Genomic DNA, 24,891 nt, shown 5'->3' with positions numbered 1-24,891 from the left:
AGGTAGTTGAGATGACGTTCAGTCAGCCCAGGATAAAAATCAAGTAGAGGTTTTTTAGTTCTTTTTTTTAAATATATCATAACAAACTTCTTTTATGCTTAAGGAGTTATTGCCAAAATTTTTCTTATTAATCAATATTTTTTTGTGTTACATTTTATTGCAACACTGCGTTTTTGCAGTCAAATCTTGATAAATTGAGCAAAAAATATCTTGGCCATGGACAACCCCAAGCTTGCAAATTACTTATTTTGAGTGGGGCGTATCCAACCCCAGCCAATTTTGAATCTCTCGCCCGCTCCCATTGGTCGCTAGAGGCGGGGAGACACAGAAGTTCTTGCTGCCTGTCCGAGCTGGGCATGCAGCAAGAAAGCTCATAAGGCTGGCGTCTTTTCCCTGCCTTGTTAAGTTCAACTAAACAGGGCTAGCATTCTCGCATTTAACAGGATGAATGCCGGAAGCAAAAGAAGTGTCCGATACGATAAAAACCGAATTTCAAATATCCTTCTCTGCCTAAAAGGACTGGACAGCAGAGCTGTCAGCAAGTCGCTGGCAGCGATAGTCTGCGTCCATCTGCGTGAGTCTGCGGTTAAAAAGAGCGTGGGGGCTGATGGCAGGTGCAGTTATCGGATGCACACAGTCGCACACCTACAAAAGTGTGCTTTAATGTTGCTCACGGACTGATTGCAAATATTCTCTAAAAAAGGCCCAGAATATGCCCAGAAAAAAAGAGCTCGCCAAGCTAACCATGACTATTTGACTACGTTTTGGTTTGAATTTACGATCCGGCACATAGGGTGGATCAAGGATTTTAAACCCAAATTCACGATTGACCTTGGCCATGACTTTGCGCTCCAAGTTTTGCGCTATCAATGTCTGCAATTTCTGACGCAAAAGGGGGTCTGTAGTCCGGGGCAGTTCCAAGTGAAGGTTGGCTAAATTCTTCTCGGCCGTGACTATGGCCTCTGAACTCATGTAGTCCTTAAGTGACTGCAAAAGTATTTCTGATAACCAGGCTGCCTTTGCCGGGTCATAGAAGTCTGCAGATACTTTTATAGTTCCAAGTCTCTTATCCTCGGTAATACTATAAATACCATTCAGAACCCTGAGCCCATCATTTAGTGAAGGCGCATCATTTTTCTTTTTATCTTTGCCTGCTGAAGCAGGCAAAGAGCGCGCCCTCTGCACAAGATATGAAAAAAATCGGCGAGGAAGTTTCAGAAGATTGTCCAATGAAAACCCCTCTTCACCCTTTTTCCAGCTTTTTTTTTCCTCATCCCACCTTTCAAAAAAAAGCACTGGCAAAAGCTCATGTTTATTCATTAAAACTTCTCGCAATTGTCTGGTCTGCAAAAGTGTGATGATCTCTGACGTACCTGCAGAGCCGGGCATATGCAATCCAGCTAGGCCACGCAACGCACCCAGAGGGCCTAAATTCGAACCTTTTCCATTTCCTGTTGGAATGATAATGGCAGTGGAGCGATAAATATTGGGAGAGAAAACAGCAACATATAAGCCCACTAAAAGACCTAAAAAGGTAATAATGAAAGTACTTAGTTTTCTTTTTTTCAGGATTAAAAAAAGACTATAAAGGTCAATCTCCTTGGGCGGGACAGGAGGCATAAAAGACCCGCCTGTATTGTTGTATGGGCAAGATATTTGCCCACCAGAGGATGTATGTTCATTGTGATTTTCTGGCACTATCTTTCCTATCTTTTTCTTATTTTCTTTTAATTTTACCGCAGAAACAATTATTTTTATAGAGAATGAGAGGATGAGTAGAAGGGAGAATGGGCAGAAGCCACTTTACTTACCTCTATAGCCATCCATCCCCATCTACACATTCTCCCTTCTACCCATTTACCCTATTAAACCTTAACCTCTTTTATTTTTAACCGCAGACGCACGCGGACTAACGCAGACATTCTTGTTCGGCAGACTTTGCCGAACAAAAACCTGACGGCCTTACAGGCCGTGGTTAAGCTTAATAACAATTACTTTCCGGGTATGATGATAGCCGTATCCGACACAATAAGAGCCGAATCTCTAATATCCTTCCCGGCCTTTCAGGCCGGGACAGCAGAGCTGTCAGCAAGTCGCTAGCAGCGATAGTCTGCGTCCGTCTGCGGTTAAAACAGTGCATTGTTGCATCTCGCAGGGAGGGCAAATAAAACTCAGCACCTCAAGCGAACAAAGTGAGCGGGCGAGAGAGATTGTTTTTTAAATTGAAAACTAATTATTTAATCAAACTAGCTAGTTTACAGTAACACTTGCTTCAATAGTGTCCATGGGCAAATCAGGAGAATAAATGATTAAATTATAAGAGCCTGGGTAAGAGATTTGATGCAACGCATCATCACTTTGAGTTTCATTGACGATCTTATTCTCAATCTTTGAGAGATCGTATGTAACCTGAGTACTGGTTGTTAGTATCAACTGATCTCCTTCAATATTTGTAAAGGTGACATCAATCTGGTTACCATTTGAATCAGTACCTTGAACACGCAAACCAGCATCACTTGCAACTGTAAGAGAGGTAATATTTTCACCATCTACACTTATACTTACCCCATTCAATGTCACGGTAGCCTCTCTGTTAGAACTAGTATCATTTATTTGAAGAATAAACCGCACATTGGTAAAATCTTTTAATACACCAGCAGACTCTTGAAGCAAGAATCCGATTGCAAACTGCTTATTCGATGATAAAGTTGTACCTGAAATAGTACTGCCCCATTTTCCTGTGCTATTATCTAATACAAACGACTCTCCTGCCAATGAAACAGAGCTAGCATCAAAGCTAAATGAGGTTACTGTTTGATCTTCAACTGTGCCTGTAGCATTGTCAGTAGCTTGAGTTATTGCTGTAGAATTAGTTACAAGTGTGTCCAGCAAAGCAGTGGAGTTTTGATCAATGGCGTTAGCTATATTTGTAAACTGAGATGTAAGGTCTAAATTACCAAGCGCTGTTGCATTTATACTGAGTGTACCGTTATAGTCTGCATTATTTTCTGTAGCGTTATCTAGTCCTTGAAGTCCATCTCTTGTTGCATTGGCGAAGATGCCTCCCATTTCACTATCACTAATGTCTGCCAATTCATTTTTATTAGAAATTATAATTCTAAGATTCTCGTTGAGCGTGTTCGCCAGTTGTTCAGTGCCTTTAGCCAAAATTTCTGGATCACTAATGTTAGTTGTAATTGCCATGATCTGTAATGACGAAGCAACCATCAAGGCCAACTGAACGTAAGCTCCATTAATGCTTCCTGAAACATAATCAGCATCCGCAGTAACTCCCAAGTCCGTTAGAGACTGTTCAATTTCTGGATTTACCGCAATAAGTGTAGTCAGTGGTGTGATGTTGTTTGCACCTGGTTGGGCCATCAGTACGCCCTCAAAGGTTTGGTTTGTCGAGGTATCAATGCCGCCAAATGCCAATAATGTGGAATTTGCATAATAAGTAGTTGGAATAGTAAAACTATTATAAGTTCCATTTTGGTCGGTTGTTTGAGTGTCTGAATCACACTGACCATCATTATCATAATCAACACATACAGTAGCTCCACTTAGATAGCCGTCTATAACCTGACCGCCGCTAAGAGTTGAAGTCGTTATGCCATCTTCGCCTCCACCTCCCCCGCCGCAAGCAGCAGTTAAAGAGATAAGACCCCATGCACAAAACCAAGCCAAAAATTTCAAGCCTTTCATCTTAAAAACCCCTTTTTAAACAGGTTAGCCACTTATATTCTAATTCGACTTTCTAAGTTATTTCTCTGAAACATGCCGACCCAGCACCAACTATATAAAAATTCGTTTCGACCTAAGCGGTTCTCCAATATCCTCGAAGTCGAATTCTCTTAACATGAGGCCTAAAACAGATAACTCACACCCACCTCGGCCCAACCATAAGGATGATCAAAGGTGGTTTGTGTATATTTATTATATAAAAATGGAACAACACCGTTAAATTGACTGTGAAGATAAGTGCCACCTACATGCAGGATGATATTTTGGGTCAAAAGATAAGCAATGTCCGCTCTAATTATTTGATTTTTCGGAGCATAATTGATGTCTGCATCCCTAAAAAGATACATGTAAGTATATTCAATATGAGTTATGGTATCATAAGGAGTCTGAAAGAACAAAGAAAAACCAGCACTTATATATTTCTCCTCTCTTGACATATCCAAAGGAAAGTCAGGCAAATATGACATGTAACCATCCGGAATCATATCCTTTAAATTAGTATCCATTTTAGTATCTATATGCGTATAACCAAGTTCAAAAAAAATATTCGGATAAAACTTTTCCCACGCTTTGCCCAGCGTAAAGCGTATGTATCCTGTATAGTCCTGCAAATCTTCCATCCTCAATTCAGGTTCTGCTGTTTTAGGCAGGCCATAACGAACTACCATATCAGGATACGTTAAAACATACCACACATATTGACTATCTACTTCCAGATTTAAATTTGATTTGAACTTGTGCAAATAGTAATTAATATACTCAACATTTGTGACAGAGGTATCCTTTATCTGATCATATTTTACCCCTATATCTACGGCAAAACAGCCATTCAAAGAATATCTGGCTGAAAACTTTAAGCCGGAGAGATTTAAGTCCACGCCCTGATATCCAAGGGTACGATAATCATAGCCAAAAGAGAGCATCAAATGGTGAGTCAAGCCATAATGTACGCCAAGGCTTAATGCTCTATAATCCCCAAAGGAAAAATTGCTGCTCACTGCCAACTTATCCTTCTCCTTTTCTCTAAAACCAAACACATCTACAGCATCATTGAAAACGGCATACCGCAGGTCTAATTCCAACTGGCCTTTTGGCAAAACCATTGAGGCAGGAAAATCGTCTGCTGCATAAGTGAGATACAGGGGAAACTCCTCTGCCTTTAGCTCAGCTCTGTTAAAAGTTATAATAAATAAAGTTATTAAAATTATAAGTTCAACATTCAACCTTCGAAGTTCAACGTTATCTTTCGATTTAAAGTTGTTTAACAGAACCGCAACCAATCGTACTCTGAAACATCCAGCATTCCACATTTATCACCCTAAAATTTCGATTTTCAGCTTTGGCATTCATAATCGCTTACAAAATTTGAATTTTTTGCAGAGGTATCTTTACGTCGAACCATTTAAAATAATGTCGTCATAATCACACCTGTTGTTACAGCGAGCTGAAAGAGGATTTGTGTAATGTCTTTTGTTGATCTGAGCCAAGCGATGCGGTCCAATTTTTCCGGCACGATAATGGTATCTCCCGGTTCAATGTTGAAACGATGCGAGCGTTCCCAGCGATTTAAGCGTTCATTCCACTGAAATCCCCAGGTGAGACCTTTATGCGGTCTTACAGCGCTGCCATCTGCCTTGAGAATATACGTCGCGTCTTTGTCCGCGTTTTGGGAGTATCCTCCTGCCAAATCAATATAACCGGATATCTTTTTCCCATGCCGGAAGATAAAAGCTGTTTGATTATACACCGCGCCAAGAACCTGCACGGTCGCCGGATTTTGTGGGATATTGAGCTTATCTCCATCTTCAAGTTCCACATCATCCGAGTAATCTTTAAATTCTACTAAAGGTTTTATGTCTATAACCAGCCTACCTTTGGCCTTTACTTCCCTGAGCCTGGCCAGAAATTTCTCATTTATTTTGCTCTCTTCCAGATAAATCTTTGATTCATCACCCGTAAGAGCAGTGGCAGTTTTAGCACTGCCCGCGGATAATAATTCCTGTTCCAGCTTGTCGACCATCTCATTGAGGCGCTTTTGCTGCAACTTACGCACCCGTTCTCTGGTAAAAATAGCGCCTCTTAGATAAGCGTTTTTAGTGAAACCACCTGCACGCTTGATTAAAGATGACAACCTTTCGCCTTTTTTAATTAAATATTTGCCCGGAAAAATAACTTCCCCTTCAATCTCTACGTATTTTTCCCTGCCCCAATCAGCTATCTTTTTGATAAAAATCTTATCATACGGATGAAGTAGAATATTGTGCTGAGGTTCATCACTAAGTGCCAGCTCAAGATTTATAACCCGATGCTCATACTCTGCCAGAGTATTATTGATAATTTTATAAGAAAATACTTCTCCTTCCTTTAAGTAAGCAGAATCTTTAACATTGCCTCCGGCAAAAACCAGGTCTTTAACTGTCATCCCCTCCACAAAAGGGTATGTGCCTGGCTTGTTCACTTCCCCATAAATAGTCACCGTCTGTTCTGGCATATATTCTGATAGAGAGTGAACAATAATCTGATCCCCGTCCTTTAAAAGTAGATTATGTTCTTGGACGCCCAGTAATGCCTTTTTTAAATCAAATAATACTAACGATCTTTTTCTTTGCTTTTTGTCTATACGGTAAAGCTCTGCCTTTTCTAAGTAAGCATCTTTTGCCAACCCACCGGACTGCAAGATTAAATCCTTGATGCGAAAACCCTTTTCAGGGATTTGATATGTTCCGGGCTTTCGCACCTTACCTTTGATGACAACAGTTGGCTTAGATTCAAAAAACCACTTGGAAAAAACATATATCCGGTCAAGGGGATGGAGCTCTAAATCCGCCCCCTTTGCCAGAACAATCCGGGCCAGATTAAAAGGGACAAGTTTTATTCCTCCTGTTGGCAGAACAGCCCTTTTAATCAATGCATAATCAAAACAGCTGTCAGGCTGCAGGCTCTCAGGCCCTTTGATGATCTCACGTAAGGTCAGGCCTGGATGCCAGGCATAAGTGCCAGGCCGCAAAACATTGCCATAGAGCTCAACCCTGTTGGCTGTCTCCGGAATAATGGAAAATATCTTGATCAAATCCCCATCCTGCAGGGAAAGTTGTTTTAAATTTTTCGCATCCCTGGCATTTATATCCACTACCTTTTTCCATGCATGCTTCTCAGCCCTTTCCACCTGAATCATCTGTTTCCAGGCCACAGGCGTTAAGGCGCCGGCCAACTCTAAAGCCTCGACCAGGTTTGTTTCTTGCATGAGTTCATAAATGCCAGGCCTTCTGACATTGCCGGCAATACCTACCAGAGGGCCAGCCAAGGGCACAAAAACAATATCTCCATTTCTAAGTCGTCTATCCTTGCTTTTATCTCCATTAAGGAGGAGAGAATAAAGGTCTAACACACTTATGGTCTCATTTTCCCTTTTTAAAGAAATTTTTCTCAGGGAACCACGCCCTGTTGGGCCGCCAGCCGCTATCAGGGCATCCAGCATAGTGGTCATAGCTGTAAGATTATATGGACCGGGCCTTTGTACTTCACCCAGTACAAAAACCTGAAATTGATGCAGCCTGGAGAGAGTAATAGCCACGTCAGTCCCGGTAATCCTGGTAGCCTGCTTAACAAGAAATTTTTCCATCTGCTCATAACGCATGCCAGCAACTGTTAACGGGCCGATTTGTGGAAACATAATTCGTCCATCCACGCCAACACGCAGGGTGTATTGAGTGTTGATCCGTCCCCAGACAAAAACCTGGATCTCATCTCCGGGACCTATAATGTAATCAGGGGCCACAGGCTGGGCAGGTATAGGCTTGGCGGGGCCATGCTGAAACAGATTGTATCCGAATGGCCTTAACTCGGTGCTGACCTTTAAGGCACCTGTCTTGTTCGTTAGATATTGTCGAAAGAGGGAAACAACGTCATCGTTTTTTTTTCTGCTCCCATCCGGAGTTTGAGAAGGTTGCTGTTTTTGCCCTCTCCTCTCCAGAGACTCAATCAGTCTTTTCCCTTCTTCAACCTCGGCCGGCTTTAATCCCTTAAATTCAGGATTGTTTTTTATTGCATCTATAGCCTCTGGGGTAAGCTCCCCACCACCTTGTTTTTGGACTTCCTGCTTAATCACCTCCTGCTGACCAGGAGTAAAGGTTCCAAGTAGTTGCTGCCCTGTTGGGGTAAGAGAACCTGAAGAACCTTGCATGGAAGCACTTGCCTGCACTCCTGCCCTGACAGATCCGCTCTCATCTAAAACAACCGTTCCAGGAGTTTGAAATGCATACAATGGCCCTGTCAGGGAATAACAAACAAGGCAACACAAACAAAAAAAATATTTTGTCATATAGTTCTCTCCTTCACTCTTTAACAGCGAGACATTCGCGACCGTAAGAAACAAGTGGAGACGCTGGCTATTAAATCCCTCTCCTTTCGTCCAAAAAGATTATAAATTATGTGCAGTTAATACATTATCAATTATTTCAATATAAACACGTATATTTTACAAAATTAAGACTACACTACTAGTGCATTAATAACAATGCCTAATTCAATAATATTTTTTTTAAAAAATTAAATAAAATTATTTTTTTGGATCCAGTTAAGCTTTTTCATCACGTTTTAACAATTGATATCAACTACATAATCGCAAATTGATAAAATTAAACTCAAAAAAATATGCCTTGCAATTTAAGATAAATTTGTGATTGAAGCTTTAAAAAAATTGATAAAATATTAGGCGATCAACATGACAAAAATTTGAGCAAGCACTACTTTCATTGTCCTACCTGTAAAATTATTAAATTTTGAATTTAGCTTGCTTCATTTGAAAATTAACTCGATTTTGCTTCTTTTTTTGTAAAATTCAGCGATTGTCAGGCCAAAGCTAATTTGCTCTCTTCATACTGGCAAAAAGTGAAATGAAATACTCAAACCCAAATGGAAGGAAGAGAGGGAGTCGACTCTAAAGACTCAGGGCTTGAGAGAGGCATTCGTGGGCGCAGCCGATAGGTTCCACTTTGCTTGAGTAAGGGGAGTAGGTGAGTGGTTGAGTAGGTGAATAGAAATTTAGTCGGGCGTATCCGACCAGGTGCACTGACGCTTTCCCGGCTAATTTTTGAATCTCTCGCCCGCTCCCGTTGGTCACTAGAGAGGCGGAGACACAGAAGGGCTATCTCATCTAATTGTGCTATACTTTCAATATGTTAAAAAACATTACCTCGCGCCAAGCCGCAAAGGCGCTAACTTTTTTGATCTGGCTTTAGATTAAACCCAGATCAAAGCCTTTCGGCCCTTCGGGCCGAGGGGTTTTTGTTCGGCTTGGAACTCAAGCTGAACCAAAACTGTCTTTTCCTCGGCGTCTTTGCGGCTTGGCGCGAGATTATTCTTTAAAATTAAATGAGATGGCCCTGAGACACAGAGGTTCTTGCTGGCCGCCCGAGCTGGGCATAACAGCCAAGAAAGCTCGCTGAGTTATTCTCAGGGAAAGGGGTTTAATGGCTAGATTTACTAAGCAGATGTAAGCTCTTATTTGAAAAAAACAAAAAGCCTCTAACCCGCTGGTTAGAGGCTTAGAATTATTTTCCAACCAAAAGTGCCAACCTTTACTTTGGCCTTTTTGGTTTGTCTTCTATCTATTTGATTTTATTTGGCGTCCCCAGGGGGATTTGAACCCCCGTTACCGGCGTGAGAGGCCGGCGTCCTAGGCCACTAGACGATGGGGACATCAAAGGGGACATAAAAAATGGTGGGCCGTGCAGGGATCGAACCTGCGACTCTCTGCTTAAAAGGCAGATACTCTACCGACTGAGTTAACGGCCCAACCAAAGAAGAAACCTCTTTATTGCTCTCCAATGAAAATGTCAAGATTATTTTTCTTTTTTGGGCTCAATTTTTTCCAATCCACCCAAATATGGCTGAAGCACTTCCGGAACAAGCACGCTACCATCTGCTTGCTGATAATTTTCCAGGATGGCCACCAAGGTCCTGCCTACAGCCAAGCCAGAGCCATTTAATGTATGGACAAGACGGGCCTTTTTACTGTCCTTGGGTTTAAATTTGATATTGGCCCGCCTGGCCTGAAAATCCTCAAAATTAGAACATGAAGATATCTCTCTATACTTGCCCTGGCCGGGCAGCCAGACTTCAATGTCATAGGTCTTGGCAGCGGAAAAGCCCAAGTCTCCGGTGCACAACGTGACCACCCGATAATGTAGTTTCAGTTTTTGCAAAATACTTTCAGCATGTCCGAGCAAAGTTTCTAATTCCTGATAGGAACTATCAGGATGGGCAAAACGGACCAACTCTATCTTGTTAAATTGATGCTGCCTGATAATGCCTTTGGTGTCCTTGCCATATGAACCGGCCTCGGAACGAAAACAGGGGGTATAGGCGACGTAGGTCAAGGGTAGATCCTTTTCCTCCAAAACTTCATTTCGATGGATATTGGTCACAGGCACTTCAGCCGTAGGAATTAAATAATAATCCCAGTTTTCAAGTTTAAACAAGTCCTGCTCAAATTTAGGCAACTGCCCGGTTGCTGTCATGCTTGCCCGGTTAACTATGACAGGAGGCAAAACTTCTGTGTAGCCGTTTTCAGTAGTCTGCACATCAAGCATAAAATTAATCAATGCCCGCTCTAAGCGAGCTGCCCAGCCCCAATAAAGGGCAAATCTTGAGCCGGTTATCTTGGCTGCGCGATCAAAATCCAGCCCGCCCAAACTGACCCCAATTTCCCAGTGCTCTTTGGGCTCAAAATCAAACGTGGGCTTGTCTCCCCATTTTTTCTCCTCTTTATTGTCCTGCTCATCTTTGCCCACGGGCACACTTTCGTGGGGAATATTTGGAATGGACAAAATCCACTCTTGAACTTCCTCTTCAACTTGCTTTAGTTCCTTGTCCAACTCTTTGATTTTCTGGGACAAGCGGCCAAGTTCGGCAAAAAGATCACCGGGGTCCTGGCCTTGCTTTTTCATCCTGGCCACCTGCTCCGAAGCCCTGTTTCGCTCCATTTTTAGGGCTTCAACCTCTTGGAGCAGAGCCCTGCGCTTATTATCCAGATCTTGATACTCTGTAAGGTCCAGATTGGAATTTCTCTGTTGTAGTGCTTTCACAACCAAGTCAAAATTTTTCCGAATAAACCTAATATCCAACATAATTATATCTCCTGCCTTAATTTCTTAGTGCCGAGGTCTAAAGGTCAGCTCTCGCGACTTGAAACATAGGTCAAAACTTTTGCTTGTGCATCATCTCTTTATTATTTAGTACCCAACCAAACTAGCTGCCCAAAACTTTAGGTTTTGTCAAAATTTTGCGAAAAATCGTCATTCCTCGGAGCTTGAAAACTATTCTTATTAACGCCATTCCCCCACGATCCTTGCTTGCCTACTCAAACCCCCAACTAGATAACCACCTAATAATTTTGGCAATTTTTCTCATCAAGAAAAAATTTTAAAATTTTATTAGCACTCACTCTTGACGAGTGCTAATACGATGTTTATATGGCGGAACGACTTTGAGGATCAGAAAATTTTAAAACTCAAATGGAGGTGAATAGCATGAACTTAAAACCTTTACACGATCGTGTTCTGGTTAAACGTTTGGAAGAAGAGGAAGTAACCAAAGGTGGAATCATCATTCCTGATACTGCAAAAGAAAAGCCCATCAAGGGTGAAGTTGTTGCTGTAGGCCCTGGCAAAATAGCCGATGATGGCAAAACCATCCCTATGAGCGTCAAGGCAGGGGATAAAATCTTATTCAACAAATATGCCGGCACTGAAGTCAAAATTGATGGTGTTGAACATCTGGTAATGCGCGAAGACGATATTTTGGCTATCATCGAAAGCTAAAGCAACAACAAAATATTAAGGAGGAGAAAATATGTCTGCAAAAATTATAAAGTTTGATGCTAAGGCACGGGAAAAACTTAAAAAAGGTGTAGACGCCCTAGCTGAAGCTGTAAAAGTAACACTGGGCCCCAAAGGCCGCAACGTAGTAATTGAAAAGTCTTTTGGCTCTCCATTAATTACTAAGGATGGTGTTACCGTAGCCAAAGAAATCGAGCTCGAAGACAAGTTCGAGAACATGGGAGCCCAGATGGTTAAAGAAGTAGCCAGCAAGACAAGTGATGTTGCTGGTGACGGTACCACCACAGCAACTGTTCTCGCCCAAGCTATCTTCACCGAAGGCCTGAAGCTCGTAGCTGCTGGCCGCAATCCCATGGCTATTAAGCGCGGTATTGACAAGGCCGTTGATGCAGTTGTTGCTGAGCTGGAAAAGATTGCCAAACCTACCCGCGATCAAAAAGAAATCGCCCAGGTTGGAACCATTTCAGCCAACAATGACGCCACCATCGGTAACATTATTGCCGAGGCCATGAACAAGGTTGGTAAAGAAGGCGTTATTACTGTTGAAGAGGCCAAAGGCCTGGAGACCACCCTGGATGTGGTTGAGGGTATGCAGTTTGATCGCGGATATCTTTCCCCATACTTTGTTACCGACCCAGAAAAGATGGTCTGTGAGCTGGATGAGCCTCTGATTCTCATCAATGAGAAGAAGATCTCCAACATGAAAGATCTCTTGCCTGTCCTCGAGCAGGTAGCCAAGATGGGCAAGCCACTGCTCATTATTGCTGAGGACGTAGAAGGCGAAGCATTGGCCACACTGGTAGTAAACAAACTTCGCGGCACCTTGCAGGTAGCTGCTGTTAAAGCTCCTGGCTTTGGTGAACGCCGCAAAGCCATGCTGCAAGATATTGCCATCTTAACCGGTGGCCAGGTTGTTTCTGAAGATCTTGGCATCAAGCTGGAAAACATCACCATCAATGATCTGGGTCAGGCCAAACGCGTTGTCATCGACAAAGAGAACACCACCATTGTTGACGGCGCTGGTAAGCCTGAAGATATCAAGGCCAGGGTTAAACAGATCCGGGCTGAAATTGAAGAGACCACCTCTGACTACGATCGTGAAAAATTGCAGGAGCGCTTGGCCAAAATCGTTGGCGGCGTAGCTGTAATCAATGTCGGTGCAGCCACCGAGACCGAGATGAAAGAGAAGAAGGCTCGCGTCGAGGATGCCTTGAATGCAACTCGGGCTGCGGTTGAAGAAGGTATTGTACCTGGCGGTGGCGTTGCCCTGATCAGGGCTATGAACTGCCTGGACGACGTAAAGCCTGCAGATGATGACGAAGCCGCAGGTGTTGAAGTAGTCCGCAAGGCTATCCAGGCTCCTCTGCGTCAAATCTGCCGCAATGCTGGCTTTGAAGGCGCAGTAATCATCGAAAAGGTTAAAGAAGGCAAGGATGGCGAAGGCTTTAATGCTGCCACTGGAGAGTTTGAGGATCTCATCAAAGCCGGTGTAATTGATCCTAAGAAAGTAACTCGTATCGCTCTCCAGAATGCTGCTTCTGTAGCTTCCTTGCTCCTGACTACTGAGGCAGCCATTGCTGAAAAACCCGAAGAAAAGAAAGATATGCCTCCAATGCCTGGCGGCGGAATGGGCGGCATGTACTAATATAAAATACATAAACAAAATAAACAAAGATACCGAAAAAGGCCGGACAAGTTCCGGCCTTTTTATTTATAAAAGCTCATATTTTAACCGCAGACCCACGCAGATGGACGCAGACAAGCGCGCCCTGCGACTTGCCGGTCGCGCTGCTGTCACGGCCTGAAAGGCCGGGAAGGATATTTGAGTTTCGACTCTTGTCGTATCGGATACGGCTATCAGCACACCTGGAAACTAATAGTTACTAACCTTAACCACGGCCTGAAAGGCCGTCAGGTTTTTGTTCGGCAACGTCTGCCGAACAAGAATGTCTGCGTTAGTCTGCGTGGGTCTGCGGTTAAAAAGTGCATTAGATGGTTTACCCAAGCCTTTTGTAATGCATTTCAGAAACCAACACTTTCAACCAGCGGATAAGCATAGGGTTCAGCCACTGGCTCTAAAGTTGCGTCAAACGGATTGTTGTGTTTAAATCGAAATGAGTTTGACTTGATACCCTAACCTTTAAGCCCTACACTGTATTTCTATGCACGGAGGAAATATCTGGGCGGCAGCCAAGCGGATTGGTTGTTCGCCTCGAGAAATTTTAGACTTTTCCGCCAGTATCAATCCTCTTGGCCCGCCAGAATGGGTTGGCCGGATGATGGGGGAGAATTTATGGCAAATCGCCCATTATCCAGACCCCCACAACCAGGAACTCAAACAAAACGCATCTGTTTTTTACGGTGTTGCCCCTGAAGAAATTGTTGTCGGTAATGGGGCATCAGAGATACTCTCTGTGATTCCCAGAGTATTCCCTGCACGCCAGGCCGTTATCCCGGTACCTTCTTATGTAGAATACGAACGTATAGCTAATACATATGGACTAGGGATAAAATATATCTTTCTTAAAGAGGAAAACAATTTTCAACTGGATTTGCAGGAGTTAGAGCAATCTCTAAAAGAGCCGGCCCTGGTCTTCCTTGGGCAACCAAACAATCCTACAGGGCAGACAATCCCTGCCCAAAAACTAGCCAGCCTGGCCCAAAATCATCCCCAAAGTTTTTTTATTATCGACGAGGCCTTTGCTGATTTTACGCCGTCCATTTCGCGCATGTTTTTATTTGCCCTGCCCAATGTAATCACGATTATCTCTTTGACCAAATTTTTTGCGCTACCTGGTCTAAGGATTGGACTAGCCATCGCCCGCAAACCACTTGCCCGCAAAATAGAAAATTTTCTTCCACCCTGGTCGGTTAACTTCCTGGCCCAAAAAATTGCTGCCGCTGCCTTGAATGACCAAAACTATGTTTGCCAGACCCATAAAACCCTGCCCCAGTTCAAGGAAAAATTTATCTCGGCTCTAAAAGAGCTCCCGGAACTGACGATTTTCCCAGGCCAAGCCAATTTTATCCTGGTCAAACTCAACAAAAAGAACCTTACCTCTACCTACCTGGCCGAGAAATTACTACCTCAAAAAATTCTTATCCGCACATGTACCAACTTTAAGGGGTTGGGCTCTAAGTTTTTTCGCCTGGCAATAAAAACGCCTGAACAAAACCAAACCCTGGTCAAAAGCTTAAGAACTATCTTATCTGGTTTCTCATCTTCTCAAGCTCTCATCTTCCCAACCTCCAATCTTCCTAACTTCCCGACTTCACAACGGATCCGTCACCAAAAAAGAAAAGCAAAAGCGATCATGGTCCAGGGGACCAGTTCCAATGCCGGCAAAAGTATCCTTGCTGCTGCCCTGGGGCGAATTTTTCTTCAGGATGGTTTTAAAGTTGCCCCGTTTAAAGCCCAAAACATGTCTCTGAACTCGTTTGTCACCCGGGAAGGATTGGAGATGGGCCGGGCCCAGGTAGTCCAGGCCCAGGCCTGTCGCCTGGACCCGGATGTACGCATGAATCCTGTTTTGCTCAAACCCAATTCTGAAACAGGATCCCAAATTATTGTCTTGGGCAAGCCTGTAGGCAATATGAATGTCAACGAATATATCCGGTTTAAGCCAAAAGCCTTCCGGGCAGCGCAAAACGCATTTGACCAACTGGCCAGCGAATTTGAAATTATAATTTTAGAAGGAGCGGGAAGCCCGGCTGAAATTAACTTAAAAAGCCACGACATAGTCAACATGAGTATGGCCAGATATGCTGAGGCCAAGGTCTTGCTTGTCGGAGATATAGACAGAGGAGGTATATTTGCCTCTTTTGTGGGCACTCTGGCCCTTCTTGAAAAATGGGAGCAGGATTTAATCTGTGGCCTGGTCATCAATAAGTTTCGCGGGCAAAAAGACTTGCTGAAGCACGCATTGGACTTTTGCTCATTATCAACAGGCAAGCCTTTCCTGGGCATTGTCCCTTATATTGACAGGCTGGGTCTGCCAGAGGAAGATTCCGTAAGCTTTAAAGATAACTTCAGCCTGTCCCGACAAGGCGGGACAAAATCTGCAGACAAAGTAGTCATAGGAGTCATGGACCTTCCACACATTTCCAATTTCAATGATATTGATCCCCTCTACCTTGAACCTGACGCAGAGGTAGTCATTTTAAAATCTGCAACAGATATTAAGCAGATGGACGCCCTTATCTTGCCCGGCAGCAAAAATGTCTTTGCCGACCTTAAATTCTTACAGGACAAGGGGTTTGTGCAGGCCATTTTAGATTTCAGTCTTGATGAGAAAAAAGAGCTGGTCGGTATTTGCGGTGGTTTTCAAATGCTGGGGACAAAGATTAAAGATCCGCACAAGATTGAATCTGACAAACCTGAAATACCCGGACTAAACTTACTTCCAATTATAACTGTCCTGTCCCCGGAAAAAACCCTCTCTCAGGTCCAAGGCGTATGGCAAGAAAATAAAATCCCCATCAAAGGCTATGAAATCCATCACGGAAAAAGCCACCCTCTGGCCAACCTGAATCCTGTCATAATTAGTAACGAGCAGAAACCATTAGGTTATGGTTTAAAAAACAGAAATATCTGGGGCACTTATGTCCATGGCATCTTTGACAGTGATGCATTTCGGCGGTTTTGGCTGGATACATTACGGGAACATAAAGGTCTCGCCCCTCTAAAACACATCCAGAGCCATTATGACCTGGAGCCTGCTTTAGATCGCCTGGCAGATATCGTCCGCCAGAATTTAGACCTGGATAAAATTTATGCTTTGGTGGGAGCTTAGGCAGTTATCTTCGTAACTTCCCAACTTCCTAACCTCCTAACTTCTTCTTCCTAAGCCTTGCTCCAAAAAAGAACTCATTTAGCCCCTTTTTTTCATCAGTTTGAAAGGTGCGTATAAGTTGCAAGGATTTGTTTTCTTTAACCAGCCTTTTGATTTGTCCCTCGTTTTCATCTGGGTTTAAGGTACAGGTAACGTAAATAAGCTCTCCACCTCGAGGTAAAAGGCTGGCAGCACATTTAAGCATTCTAGACTGACCCGATATAAACTTTTGAATATCTTTTGGCTTTCTTTTCCACTTAATATCTGGCCGACGGCTTAAGACCCCAAGACCTGAGCAAGGCACATCCAGCAAAATTGTTGACGGGTGTATCTTCAGTGGCGGATAAAAACTAGACCCCACAAAATAGGGGAAAGTTGACTTTAAACGCTTGGCTTCACCCTTTAATCCTTTGATCCGGCCCAAATGCACATCACTGGCTAGCACCTTGCGCCCCAGCCTATGTAAGAGAAATGTTTTTCCTCCCCGACCGGCACAGGCATCCCAGATTGGCTCTGGCCAGCTTTTGGGATCAAGCTCTAAAATAACCTCCTGGCCAGCATAACTTTGCCTGGAGTAATTTATGTGGTTGAGTAGTTGATTGGTTGAGTGATTGAGTTGGCGCAAAGCAACAATAGGGGGATGATGAGCTAAAATTACGTCTGCTCCCGCCGCGAAAAGTTCACGCCAGGAAAACCCTTCATTAACGTCAGCGTCAATCCTGATACCCAGAGGCGGTTTGGCAATACTTTGCTCCAGAATATTCCTGGTAAATTCCTGACCATAGGCTTTCAGCCACAGATTAACAATCCACTCCGGACAAGAATAGTATCTGGACAAAAAAATATTTATTGGAGGATTATCCTGCTTAAACAGCCTCTCATCATGAACATCCAACCTGGATAGCTTGCGCAGGACCGCATTGGCCACATTAGCCAGTCCCTGCCCGAAACCTTTTTTTACAGCTGCCACAGCCCAGGAGACAGACGCATAAGCAGGGATTTTCAAAAACAAGAGTTCATAACCGGCCAACCCCAAAATTAACCTTACTTTTGGGGGCAACTTTTCCGGTGCCTTAAGATAGAGGGAAAAGAGATGGTCAACACGACCTTTCAAACGCAAGTATCCATAACAAAGCTCAGTTATCAGCCCCTTGTCTTCTTCTTTGGCTACTTTTCTCAAATGTTCATCCAGGCTAGCTTGCAGTTCCCTGTGGCTGTTTAGTACTTGAGAGAGGATTTTTAGAGCCAGCTGGCGTGCGTTTGTTGGCTTCATCTTTTAGACAAGGGCAGGACAAACTTGTTTAAAACCCACTGCACATGGTCAAGAAGAACCAGTGTATCTATGCACGGGCCACAGGGTCTTAGATTGAGGATGCCATAAACAGGAATAGGGTAGGTATCTTGAATACCGCTGGCCAAATCCCGTTCACAGGCCACAGCAATAATAAATTTGGGCCTGGCCTGAACAACTATTCGCCTGGCAATGGTCCCGCCGGTAGCAATAGCCAACTTGACCCCATATTTTTCACTTAACTCCAACAATCCGGCAATAGGACATTTACCGCAACGTTTGCAGTTAAAGATATCGTAAGTCAGCCTGATCTTGCACGAACTGCTTTGCAAGCAATGAGGCATGAGCATGAGCACATCATTTGAGGCATATTGTTTATGCTCAGCGCTTATCAGTTCGTTATTTACCTTGATAAAAGAAGCGCGTACTTTTTGTTTCGGAATACCGAGCAACCGACCAAGTAAGGTCATCAAAGGTAAAAAAAATTTTATGGATAAGCCGCGCAATTTTTGCGAAAAAAAAATATTTTTGCCCAGAATGATATTTATGATCAGCCCCAAAGAGGCCCAGGCAATAAAGACAATCAGGCCCAAAACCAGAAAACCTAAAATCCAAGGGGCCAAAGGGTGAATATTTTTTAAGCCTACATAGGGAATAATCCAAAGTAGTACCAAAGATATACAGATTAAAATGGATGTGCCTGTAATCAGACCAATAAAAAGCCTTTTCCGGGCCACAAAAGAAGAATCTATCTCCTTCTCCAGAAAAAGTGACTTGTCATGAGGTTTAGAAGCATCGAGCATTTTGCTAATCAAGAGAGTTAAGGGATAACCAAGCCCTGTTTGCGATATTCATTCAGCTTATTGCGCAATGTGCGCACTGAAATACCAAGCAGTTCCGAGGCCTGCGTCCTGTTTCCGCCGGTTTTTTGCAAGCTTTTTAAAATCATCCTCTTTTCCATCTCGTGCAAAGGCAAAACTTCGTCGTTTTTTTCTGAAAAATCTTGTTTCTCTATGGGATGTTTCTTTTCCTCCAAACATATCTCATCAGACCACTCTTCGCCTTCCAGCAGAAAGTGTTTGACTTCAATTTTTCCTTTCCCGGCCAAAAGTACCGCCCTTTCCATAAGATTTTGCAATTCGCGCACATTACCCGGCCAATCATAATCCATGAGCCATTTTTTTGCCTGTTCAGAAAACTCTAGAGGAAACACGCCATACTCTCGACAAAATTTACGTACAAAATATTCGGCCAACAACAAAACATCACTGCCTCTCTCTCTTAGTGGAGGAAGCTTCAAAGGGATAACATTTAAACGATAAAAAAGATCTTGCCTGAACTCTTTTTTTTGCACGCATTCCTCTACATCTCTATTGGTAGTGGCTAACACACGTACATTTACCTTGATAGTCTCTGTCCCTCCTACCCGGTCGATTTCATTTTCCTGCAAAACTCTAAGCAACTTTGCCTGCAGTGACATGTCCATTTCTGTAATCTCATCCAAAAGGATGGTTCCTCCATTGGCCAGCTCAAACTTTCCCAGCTTGCGGCTAATGGCGCCAGTAAAAGCCCCTTTTTCATGACCAAAAAGCTCACTCTCCAGAAGATGTTCGGGCAGGGCCGCGCAATTTATGGCTACAAATGGCATCTCTGCCCTGGAACTTTGATAATGCAGGTAACGGGCAAACAGCTCTTTACCTGTGCCGGATTCTCCTGAAATAAGCACGGTCGCCTTCGAGTTAGCAACTCTACGGGCCAAGGCCAAAACATTTTTTATGCTAGGATGTTCGCCGATTATTTCAAATTTTGCCGTACTTTTTGGACGAATATCTTTTGTCGCTCGAGACTTTTTCAGAGGTAAAATGACCTTTATCTTATCCCAGATTAAAGGAGTAAGCCAATAATCCTTGGCCCCTAACTCCAAAATCCTCCTGGCTTCACTCGCCGAGCCTTGTTCGGTAAATGCAACTACATCAACTTTATAATTTAGCCCTGATATTTTATGCAGCAAGTCCTCAATCCTGTATCCTGGCAGTCTCACTTGAGAAAAAATCAAAACCGGTTTCTTCTGTTCAATAACCTTGAGTGCGCTAGACAAGGAGTCGCTCATAATAACTTCCAAGCCATGTTCCTTAAATTGAGCGAACAGCGGAGTGACCTGATCTGCACGGGAAATAAACAAAATAGTTTTCTCGGCCATAGCCTTTGCCCATAAACTTATTGAAAGACAATTGCAATCCCAGGGTTTTGGGTTTGTTGAGTTTGCGGATTAATTTTGGTAATATTTAAATCTTGCCCATCAAAGAAGCGCCTGTTAATAGAGCCCCGACATAAACACTTCTTGACTCGACATTTAATATAGAAGTTGAAATGCTGCAATGTTGGCCACTGCTAAACTTCTGCGTTTGTCTGTGTACGTTTGCGGCTGAATAAAAATTCTTGGTGAAGCCGCAAATGAAATACGGTTCCCCATGAAGGGTTGAATGGCAAAAAATTGGAAAAATGTTGAAATTAGACTTGTTATCCCTCCTTAAACAGGTGGCCTCCGGCCAAAAATCAATTTCAGAGGCTTACTCTGAAATTTCCCAACAGTCATACGAGACCTTAAATCATGGCCTGAAAATCGATCATCAACGAGGTTTGCGTACTGGTATTGGCGAAGCAATTTTTGGCCAGGGCAAAACCCTGCTTCAACTTGAGACAGCCATAACCGCTCTGGCCTCGAAAAAAAAGCCTGCTCTGGTGACCAAGCTCTCCCAGGAACACGGACATAAGCTTGCGGAAAAATTTGCGGGCAGTAAATATTTTGACCTGCCCCGTATATTTATCCTGGGTAAAGAGATAGAAATAGATGAACCATGGCCAGAGGAAGGCGACATATTGATCATTTCCGCAGGAGGGGCTGACCTATCAATTGCCCTGGAGGCCTATGCAACGGCGAAATTTTTGGGCCTAAATGTTGGCCTCATTTCTGATGTGGGCGTGGCCGGACTACACAGAGTAGTCTCTTTTATGCCCCAAATAAATCAGGCCAAAATTTTGATCGTTGTTGCTGGAATGGAAGGGGCCCTGCCTTCTGTTTTGGGTGGACTTACAGACAAACCTATTATAGGCGTGCCCACATCCGTAGGATATGGAACCAATTTTAACGGCCTAGCACCGATGCTTGCTATGCTCAACAGCTGTGCCCCGGGGCTAGCCATAGTTAATATTGATAATGGTTTTGGAGCCGCTTGTTTAGCAAAAAAAATCATTAAACACCAATGACGAAACCTGTTCTTTTTAGAGTAACAAACAACTTAAATATTGGGGGAGTCCAAAGAAGACTGCGCTCCCTTCTACCCCGTCTTTTGCCCTATTATGACGTCCATGTAGTTACTTATAAAGATAAAGGTATATTTTTTGATGAGTTAGCATCTCTGGGGGTCAAGACACATTTTATCCCCTTGAAAGGAAAATGGGACCCGGTTGGAATTTATAAAATGTCCCGCTTATTCAAAAAATATAACGCAAAAATAGTGCATACTCATTCTTTAGGGGGGAACATTTCCGGGATATTAGCAGCGGCTTTAGCTAAGGTACCGGTACGGATTGGGCAGGTACATACCATGCTGCATTGGTATGGTAAAACAAGGCTACGTCAAAAAAAACAAATAATCGAAGAAACCATTGTTCACAAGCTGTTCACACATAAGATTATCTTTGTTTCCGAAAACACTCGAAATTATTTTCAGGAAAAAACGAAAATTAATTCAAAAAAACTCGTCATTCTCCATAATGGAATAGACTTTGATGCATTACTCGATACGCCATCCTCAGATAGTAAAATTATAAATTTAAAAAATGATAAGAAAAAAATTATTGGATTTGTTGGACGTTTAATCGCAGGAAAAGGCATAAGTCTTCTTTTACAATTTGCTCAAAAACTTTCTAATAACGACGGGTATATTTTTTTGGTAGTAGGTGCCGGACCGAAACAAGATTACATAAAAAAATTTATTTGCGATAATCAATTAAGCAACATTCTTCTTGTTGGGGAAATTAGTAATATCAGCTCAATCTATCGCTCGATAGATTGCTTATTTTTTGCTTCAAAAGATAACTTTGAAGGTATGCCCGGAGTAGTGCTCGAAGCTTGCGCATTTGGATTGCCTATATTAGCTCGGAAGAGTCAGCCTATTGAAGAAATAAGCCGCTATTACAAGCGTATACATTTTATAGACAAGACTGTGGAAACTGAAAAAATTATCCAAGCAACCTTAGACATGCCTGCCTGCGATCTGGCTCCATTTAAAAAAGAATTCTCCATTGAAAATATGGTCAAAAAAACATTAACTTTATATAGTTCACTAGCCCAATGAATTTGGTCTTTGTAAACTCAACACATAAATGGGGAGGAGTGAAAACCTGGACCCTGGAAGTCGCTCTGGGGTTAAAGAAGTTAGGCCATAACACTACGATTATCGCCCGCAAAGGCCCGTTTGTGGAAAAGGCTGCTGATTTAGGCCTAAATACATGGGCTATAAATTTTGGTCCAGATTTTAACCCCATAACTATATATAAATTTTGCAGCTTTTTTAAAAAAAATAAAATAGAAAGGGTTTTTGTTAATGTTGGCAAGGATATGCGCACTGCCGGGGTAGCAGCAAGGCTTCTGAATATTCCGGTAATCCACAGGGTAGGCCTTCCTGGTGACATGAGAAACAAGTGGAATGTCAAACTTATGCACTCCTGGATTAAACCCAAAATCCTCGTACCCTGTGAGTATATTAAAAATGGCCTGCTCAAAAACCTGCCATTTCTCAAACCGGAAGAAATAACAGTGATTCTCACAGGCAAAGAGCCATCACCAGAGCCGCCAAACAAAGTACACCGGCCACTGCAATTTATTTCTACAAGCCAACTCAATCCGGATAAAGGACATAAGGATGTTTTACATGCCTTTAGTAGATTAAAGAAACAAGGCTATGACTTTCATTACCATATTGTTGGCACTGGGAAAATTGAAGAGAAATTAAAGTATCTGGCTCAAAGTCTTAATGTGAGCGACAGAATTACCTGGCATGGCTTTCAAAAGGATGTACGCAAGTTTTTAGACAAAGCGGATATTTTTCTTTTACCGTCATATAGTGAAGGTTTACCCAATTCCTTATTGGAAGCGATGACCGAGGGGCTGGTTCCCATTGCAAGAGATGTTGGTGGGGTGGGGGAAGTGTGGCCTGATGGATTGCAAAAATTTCTACTCCCTTATTCGGGCAGAGAAAAAAAGTTTGAACAGGTTATCAGAAACGTCCTAACTATGACAGATTATGACATTTTAAAAACCAAAAAGATAGTTTGGGATACATCTTACAAAAAAATTAATCTTCAAAAAAAAATAACCGAGCTTGAATATTATATATCAACATAACACTGTAACAAAACATACAGTCAAAATCCAGAGAATCTTAAAAAATGATCCTATACAATAAGAATCTTTCGGTTAAAGATAACATCGCCACAATTTCATATCACTTAATGCGATTCTTTTTTATATTTTATATACTTTTTTTTCCATTAGGCATAGCATTTAGAGAAATTGGATCATGTGGATCTGCCATAAGCTTAATCCTTTACTATTCAACAAATTATAAAACAAGCAACCTAAAAAAGTGGAAACTTAAATGGACCTATTTGATATTTATATTATACTTAATCATAAACTCTTCTTATATCAGCATAAATATCCACGAATCATGGTATGCCTTATCTCACAATTTGTATAAAGGTTTTATATTAATCTTAGTAGGTATAGAATTTATACGTTCTCCTAAAGATTTACAGATACTTGTAGTAGCATTTGCCATAATGGGATTTTATGAAGGTCTAGATGGCGTCTATCAAGCTATCCTTGGTTATGATCTTATTCAAGGAACCAAATTGTCAGATTGGGGATACAGACTTACCGGCTCGCTATCTACTCCAAGAGTTGGAAATTTGATGTCTTTAGTTGTGCCAATTGCAGCAGGATCATATTTTGTCATCAAAAAATACTGTCGCAAATCTTTTGCCTTTATTATCTATCTTATTTTGTTAATTCCTCCGTTCTTTTTATTATATGGAGCAAAAACAAGAAGTGGTTGGTTTGGTTTTTTCATTGCCATTATCGCTTTTATTTATATAAGATATGGCTGGAATTTCAAAAGAAGTGTTATATTATTATTATTTATAGCCTCAATGCTAATCTTTGGGCCTAACAAAATTAACATTAAAACTCTTTCTTTGGCCCCCAGACTCGAGTTGTGGAATACTGCCCTGAAAATTTTTGCTAATTATCCTGTCTTTGGTTCAGGCTTTAATACTTATCCAAATGCCTACAACAAATTGGGCATTATACACAAAAAAAATTCTAACCACATACCGCACCCTCATAATATTTATTGCCAGTTTCTTGCTGAAGGCGGCATTATAGGATTTTCTTTACTTATTATATTTTTATTTAGCAACTTTATTTGGTCATTACGAAGAATTAAGTTATTACTTAAACGTGACTATCAGAAATATTTTTTAATTACTTTTTTCTGGTCTTCCTATGCTGGATACCTAATGACGGCATTCAGCGCCCACAACTACTTTAGAACCTGGTGGCTTGGCATGGCCATGTCGATTATAGGGATTGTTCTAGGTGGATGTACTTTAGTTTCTAGCAAAGAACACAAATTGGAAGAGAAAAATCATGTTACCCCAGAAGCTAAAATATAAATTGAGGGAATTTTATAAGAAAAATAGGAAAAAAATCCTTAATGAAAAAGATTGGAGACAAATGGAAAACAAATAGTAATAATCTCAGAATTAGAAAATATAACTCATACGAAGATTATGTAATTCATCAAGCTGATAAATTAAAAAGAGTTAAAATATTACTCGACAATTACGATATTCAATATCGTGAGATTTTACGAAAACGATTAAGTGAAAAAGCATATTCTTTTAAAGGAAAAAATGCTCTGTTTGGCTGCCAGAATTGGAACAGAAGTAAAATCTTTCTTAGATTTAGGTGCTTTTGCAGTTGGAATAGACATTAATCCAGGAAAAAAGAATAAATATGTATTGTTTGGAGATTTTCAGGATATACAGTTTGCACCAAAATGCGCTGACATAATTTTTACTAACTCAATTGATCATGTTTATGATATAGAAAAAT

Annotated in this window: 16 protein-coding genes and 2 tRNA genes; 8 read left to right on the top strand and 10 right to left on the bottom strand. The window is 42.0% G+C overall.

Annotation, left to right across the window (positions count from 1 at the left end):
• Positions 1 to 660: 660 nt before the first annotated feature.
• The 7 genes from AC3WVG_RS06815 to serS form a co-directional block, all read right to left on the bottom strand.
• Positions 661 to 1,698: a Wzz/FepE/Etk N-terminal domain-containing protein gene (locus AC3WVG_RS06815; protein ID WP_488797411.1), complete on the bottom strand. Its 1,038-nt coding sequence runs from the start codon at positions 1,696 to 1,698 to the stop codon at positions 661 to 663.
• Positions 1,699 to 2,250: 552 nt separating this feature from the next.
• The gene (locus tag AC3WVG_RS06810) at positions 2,251 to 3,705 is read right to left on the bottom strand and encodes a hypothetical protein (protein ID WP_488797410.1); all 1,455 of its coding nucleotides are present in this window, start codon (positions 3,703 to 3,705) and stop codon (positions 2,251 to 2,253) included.
• A 161-nt stretch (positions 3,706 to 3,866) separates the two neighbouring features.
• Positions 3,867 to 5,054: a hypothetical protein gene (locus AC3WVG_RS06805; protein WP_488797409.1), complete on the bottom strand. Its 1,188-nt coding sequence runs from the start codon at positions 5,052 to 5,054 to the stop codon at positions 3,867 to 3,869.
• 92 nt (positions 5,055 to 5,146) lie between these two features.
• Positions 5,147 to 8,065, bottom strand: a complete 2,919-nt coding sequence (locus tag AC3WVG_RS06800; protein ID WP_488797408.1) for an SLBB domain-containing protein — start codon at positions 8,063 to 8,065, stop codon at positions 5,147 to 5,149.
• Positions 8,066 to 9,368: 1,303 nt separating this feature from the next.
• A tRNA-Glu gene (locus AC3WVG_RS06795) sits at positions 9,369 to 9,444 on the bottom strand.
• Between the two features lie 20 nt (positions 9,445 to 9,464).
• Positions 9,465 to 9,540, bottom strand: a tRNA-Lys gene (locus AC3WVG_RS06790).
• 47 nt (positions 9,541 to 9,587) lie between these two features.
• Entirely contained in the window at positions 9,588 to 10,874 is a 1,287-nt protein-coding gene (serS, locus tag AC3WVG_RS06785; RefSeq protein ID WP_488797407.1) for a serine--tRNA ligase, read from the bottom strand.
• A 402-nt stretch (positions 10,875 to 11,276) separates the two neighbouring features.
• On the opposite strand from serS, the gene groES reads away from it, so the two are divergent.
• The 3 genes from groES (at position 11,277) to AC3WVG_RS06770 (ending at position 16,378) form a co-directional block, all read left to right on the top strand.
• Entirely contained in the window at positions 11,277 to 11,567 is a 291-nt protein-coding gene (groES, locus tag AC3WVG_RS06780) for a co-chaperone GroES (RefSeq protein WP_252380494.1), read from the top strand.
• 31 nt (positions 11,568 to 11,598) lie between these two features.
• Positions 11,599 to 13,230, top strand: coding sequence for a chaperonin GroEL (groL, locus tag AC3WVG_RS06775; RefSeq protein ID WP_488797406.1), 1,632 nt, complete (start codon positions 11,599 to 11,601; stop codon positions 13,228 to 13,230).
• 517 nt (positions 13,231 to 13,747) lie between these two features.
• Positions 13,748 to 16,378 carry a cobyric acid synthase gene (locus AC3WVG_RS06770; protein ID WP_488797405.1) on the top strand — a complete coding sequence of 877 codons (2,631 nt, stop codon included), beginning with the start codon at positions 13,748 to 13,750 and terminating at the stop codon, positions 16,376 to 16,378.
• Positions 16,379 to 16,406: 28 nt separating this feature from the next.
• On the opposite strand, the gene AC3WVG_RS06765 is transcribed toward AC3WVG_RS06770, so the two are convergent.
• The 3 genes from AC3WVG_RS06765 to AC3WVG_RS06755 are packed head-to-tail and all read right to left on the bottom strand — an operon-like array spanning position 16,407 to position 19,908.
• Positions 16,407 to 17,690 carry a transcription antitermination factor NusB gene (locus AC3WVG_RS06765; RefSeq protein ID WP_488797404.1) on the bottom strand — a complete coding sequence of 428 codons (1,284 nt, stop codon included), beginning with the start codon at positions 17,688 to 17,690 and terminating at the stop codon, positions 16,407 to 16,409.
• Positions 17,687 to 18,511: a DUF116 domain-containing protein gene (locus AC3WVG_RS06760; RefSeq protein ID WP_488797403.1), complete on the bottom strand. Its 825-nt coding sequence runs from the start codon at positions 18,509 to 18,511 to the stop codon at positions 17,687 to 17,689. Before AC3WVG_RS06760 ends, AC3WVG_RS06765 begins: the two co-directional genes overlap by 4 nt.
• Positions 18,512 to 18,528: 17 nt before the next feature.
• Complete coding sequence (locus AC3WVG_RS06755; RefSeq protein WP_488797402.1) at positions 18,529 to 19,908, bottom strand: sigma 54-interacting transcriptional regulator; 1,380 nt, start codon at positions 19,906 to 19,908, stop codon at positions 18,529 to 18,531.
• A 302-nt stretch (positions 19,909 to 20,210) separates the two neighbouring features.
• On the opposite strand from AC3WVG_RS06755, the gene larB reads away from it, so the two are divergent.
• From larB to AC3WVG_RS06730, 5 genes are all read left to right on the top strand, one after another.
• Positions 20,211 to 20,975, top strand: coding sequence for a nickel pincer cofactor biosynthesis protein LarB (gene larB, locus AC3WVG_RS06750; RefSeq protein WP_488797401.1), 765 nt, complete (start codon positions 20,211 to 20,213; stop codon positions 20,973 to 20,975).
• Positions 20,972 to 22,069, top strand: coding sequence for a glycosyltransferase (locus tag AC3WVG_RS06745; RefSeq protein ID WP_488797400.1), 1,098 nt, complete (start codon positions 20,972 to 20,974; stop codon positions 22,067 to 22,069). The genes larB and AC3WVG_RS06745 overlap by 4 nt, the downstream gene beginning before the upstream one ends.
• A 38-nt stretch (positions 22,070 to 22,107) precedes the next feature.
• A complete protein-coding gene (locus AC3WVG_RS06740; protein WP_488797399.1) occupies positions 22,108 to 23,118 on the top strand; it encodes a glycosyltransferase in 1,011 nt (336 codons plus the stop codon).
• Between the two features lie 437 nt (positions 23,119 to 23,555).
• Positions 23,556 to 24,449 carry an O-antigen ligase family protein gene (locus tag AC3WVG_RS06735; RefSeq protein ID WP_488797398.1) on the top strand — a complete coding sequence of 298 codons (894 nt, stop codon included), beginning with the start codon at positions 23,556 to 23,558 and terminating at the stop codon, positions 24,447 to 24,449.
• A gap of 210 nt (positions 24,450 to 24,659) precedes the next feature.
• Positions 24,660 to 24,891, top strand: a 232-nt coding sequence (locus tag AC3WVG_RS06730; protein WP_488797397.1) for a hypothetical protein, incomplete at its 3' end; no start/stop codon positions are given.

The organism is Desulfovulcanus sp. (genome assembly GCF_982781345.1).
Note: the sequence above shows the minus strand (reverse complement) of the source record. Positions and strands in the feature narration are given on the sequence as shown.

Bases quoted from the DNA above. Each gene is read 5' to 3' on its own strand.
- groL (WP_488797406.1), top strand. From the start codon at position 11,599: ATGTCTGCAAAAATTATAAAGTTTGATGCTAAGGCACGGGAAAAACTT.
- AC3WVG_RS06805 (WP_488797409.1), bottom strand. From the start codon at position 5,054: ATGTGGAATGCTGGATGTTTCAGAGTACGATTGGTTGCGGTTCTGTTA.
- AC3WVG_RS06765 (WP_488797404.1), bottom strand. From the start codon at position 17,690: ATGAAGCCAACAAACGCACGCCAGCTGGCTCTAAAAATCCTCTCTCAA.
- serS (WP_488797407.1), bottom strand. From the start codon at position 10,874: ATGTTGGATATTAGGTTTATTCGGAAAAATTTTGACTTGGTTGTGAAA.
- AC3WVG_RS06735 (WP_488797398.1), top strand. From the start codon at position 23,556: ATGGGATTTTATGAAGGTCTAGATGGCGTCTATCAAGCTATCCTTGGT.
- AC3WVG_RS06760 (WP_488797403.1), bottom strand. From the start codon at position 18,511: ATGCTCGATGCTTCTAAACCTCATGACAAGTCACTTTTTCTGGAGAAG.
- AC3WVG_RS06810 (WP_488797410.1), bottom strand. From the start codon at position 3,705: ATGAAAGGCTTGAAATTTTTGGCTTGGTTTTGTGCATGGGGTCTTATC.
- AC3WVG_RS06745 (WP_488797400.1), top strand. From the start codon at position 20,972: ATGACGAAACCTGTTCTTTTTAGAGTAACAAACAACTTAAATATTGGG.
- AC3WVG_RS06770 (WP_488797405.1), top strand. From the start codon at position 13,748: ATGCACGGAGGAAATATCTGGGCGGCAGCCAAGCGGATTGGTTGTTCG.
- AC3WVG_RS06755 (WP_488797402.1), bottom strand. From the start codon at position 19,908: ATGGCCGAGAAAACTATTTTGTTTATTTCCCGTGCAGATCAGGTCACT.
- larB (WP_488797401.1), top strand. From the start codon at position 20,211: ATGTTGAAATTAGACTTGTTATCCCTCCTTAAACAGGTGGCCTCCGGC.
- AC3WVG_RS06800 (WP_488797408.1), bottom strand. From the start codon at position 8,065: ATGACAAAATATTTTTTTTGTTTGTGTTGCCTTGTTTGTTATTCCCTG.
- groES (WP_252380494.1), top strand. From the start codon at position 11,277: ATGAACTTAAAACCTTTACACGATCGTGTTCTGGTTAAACGTTTGGAA.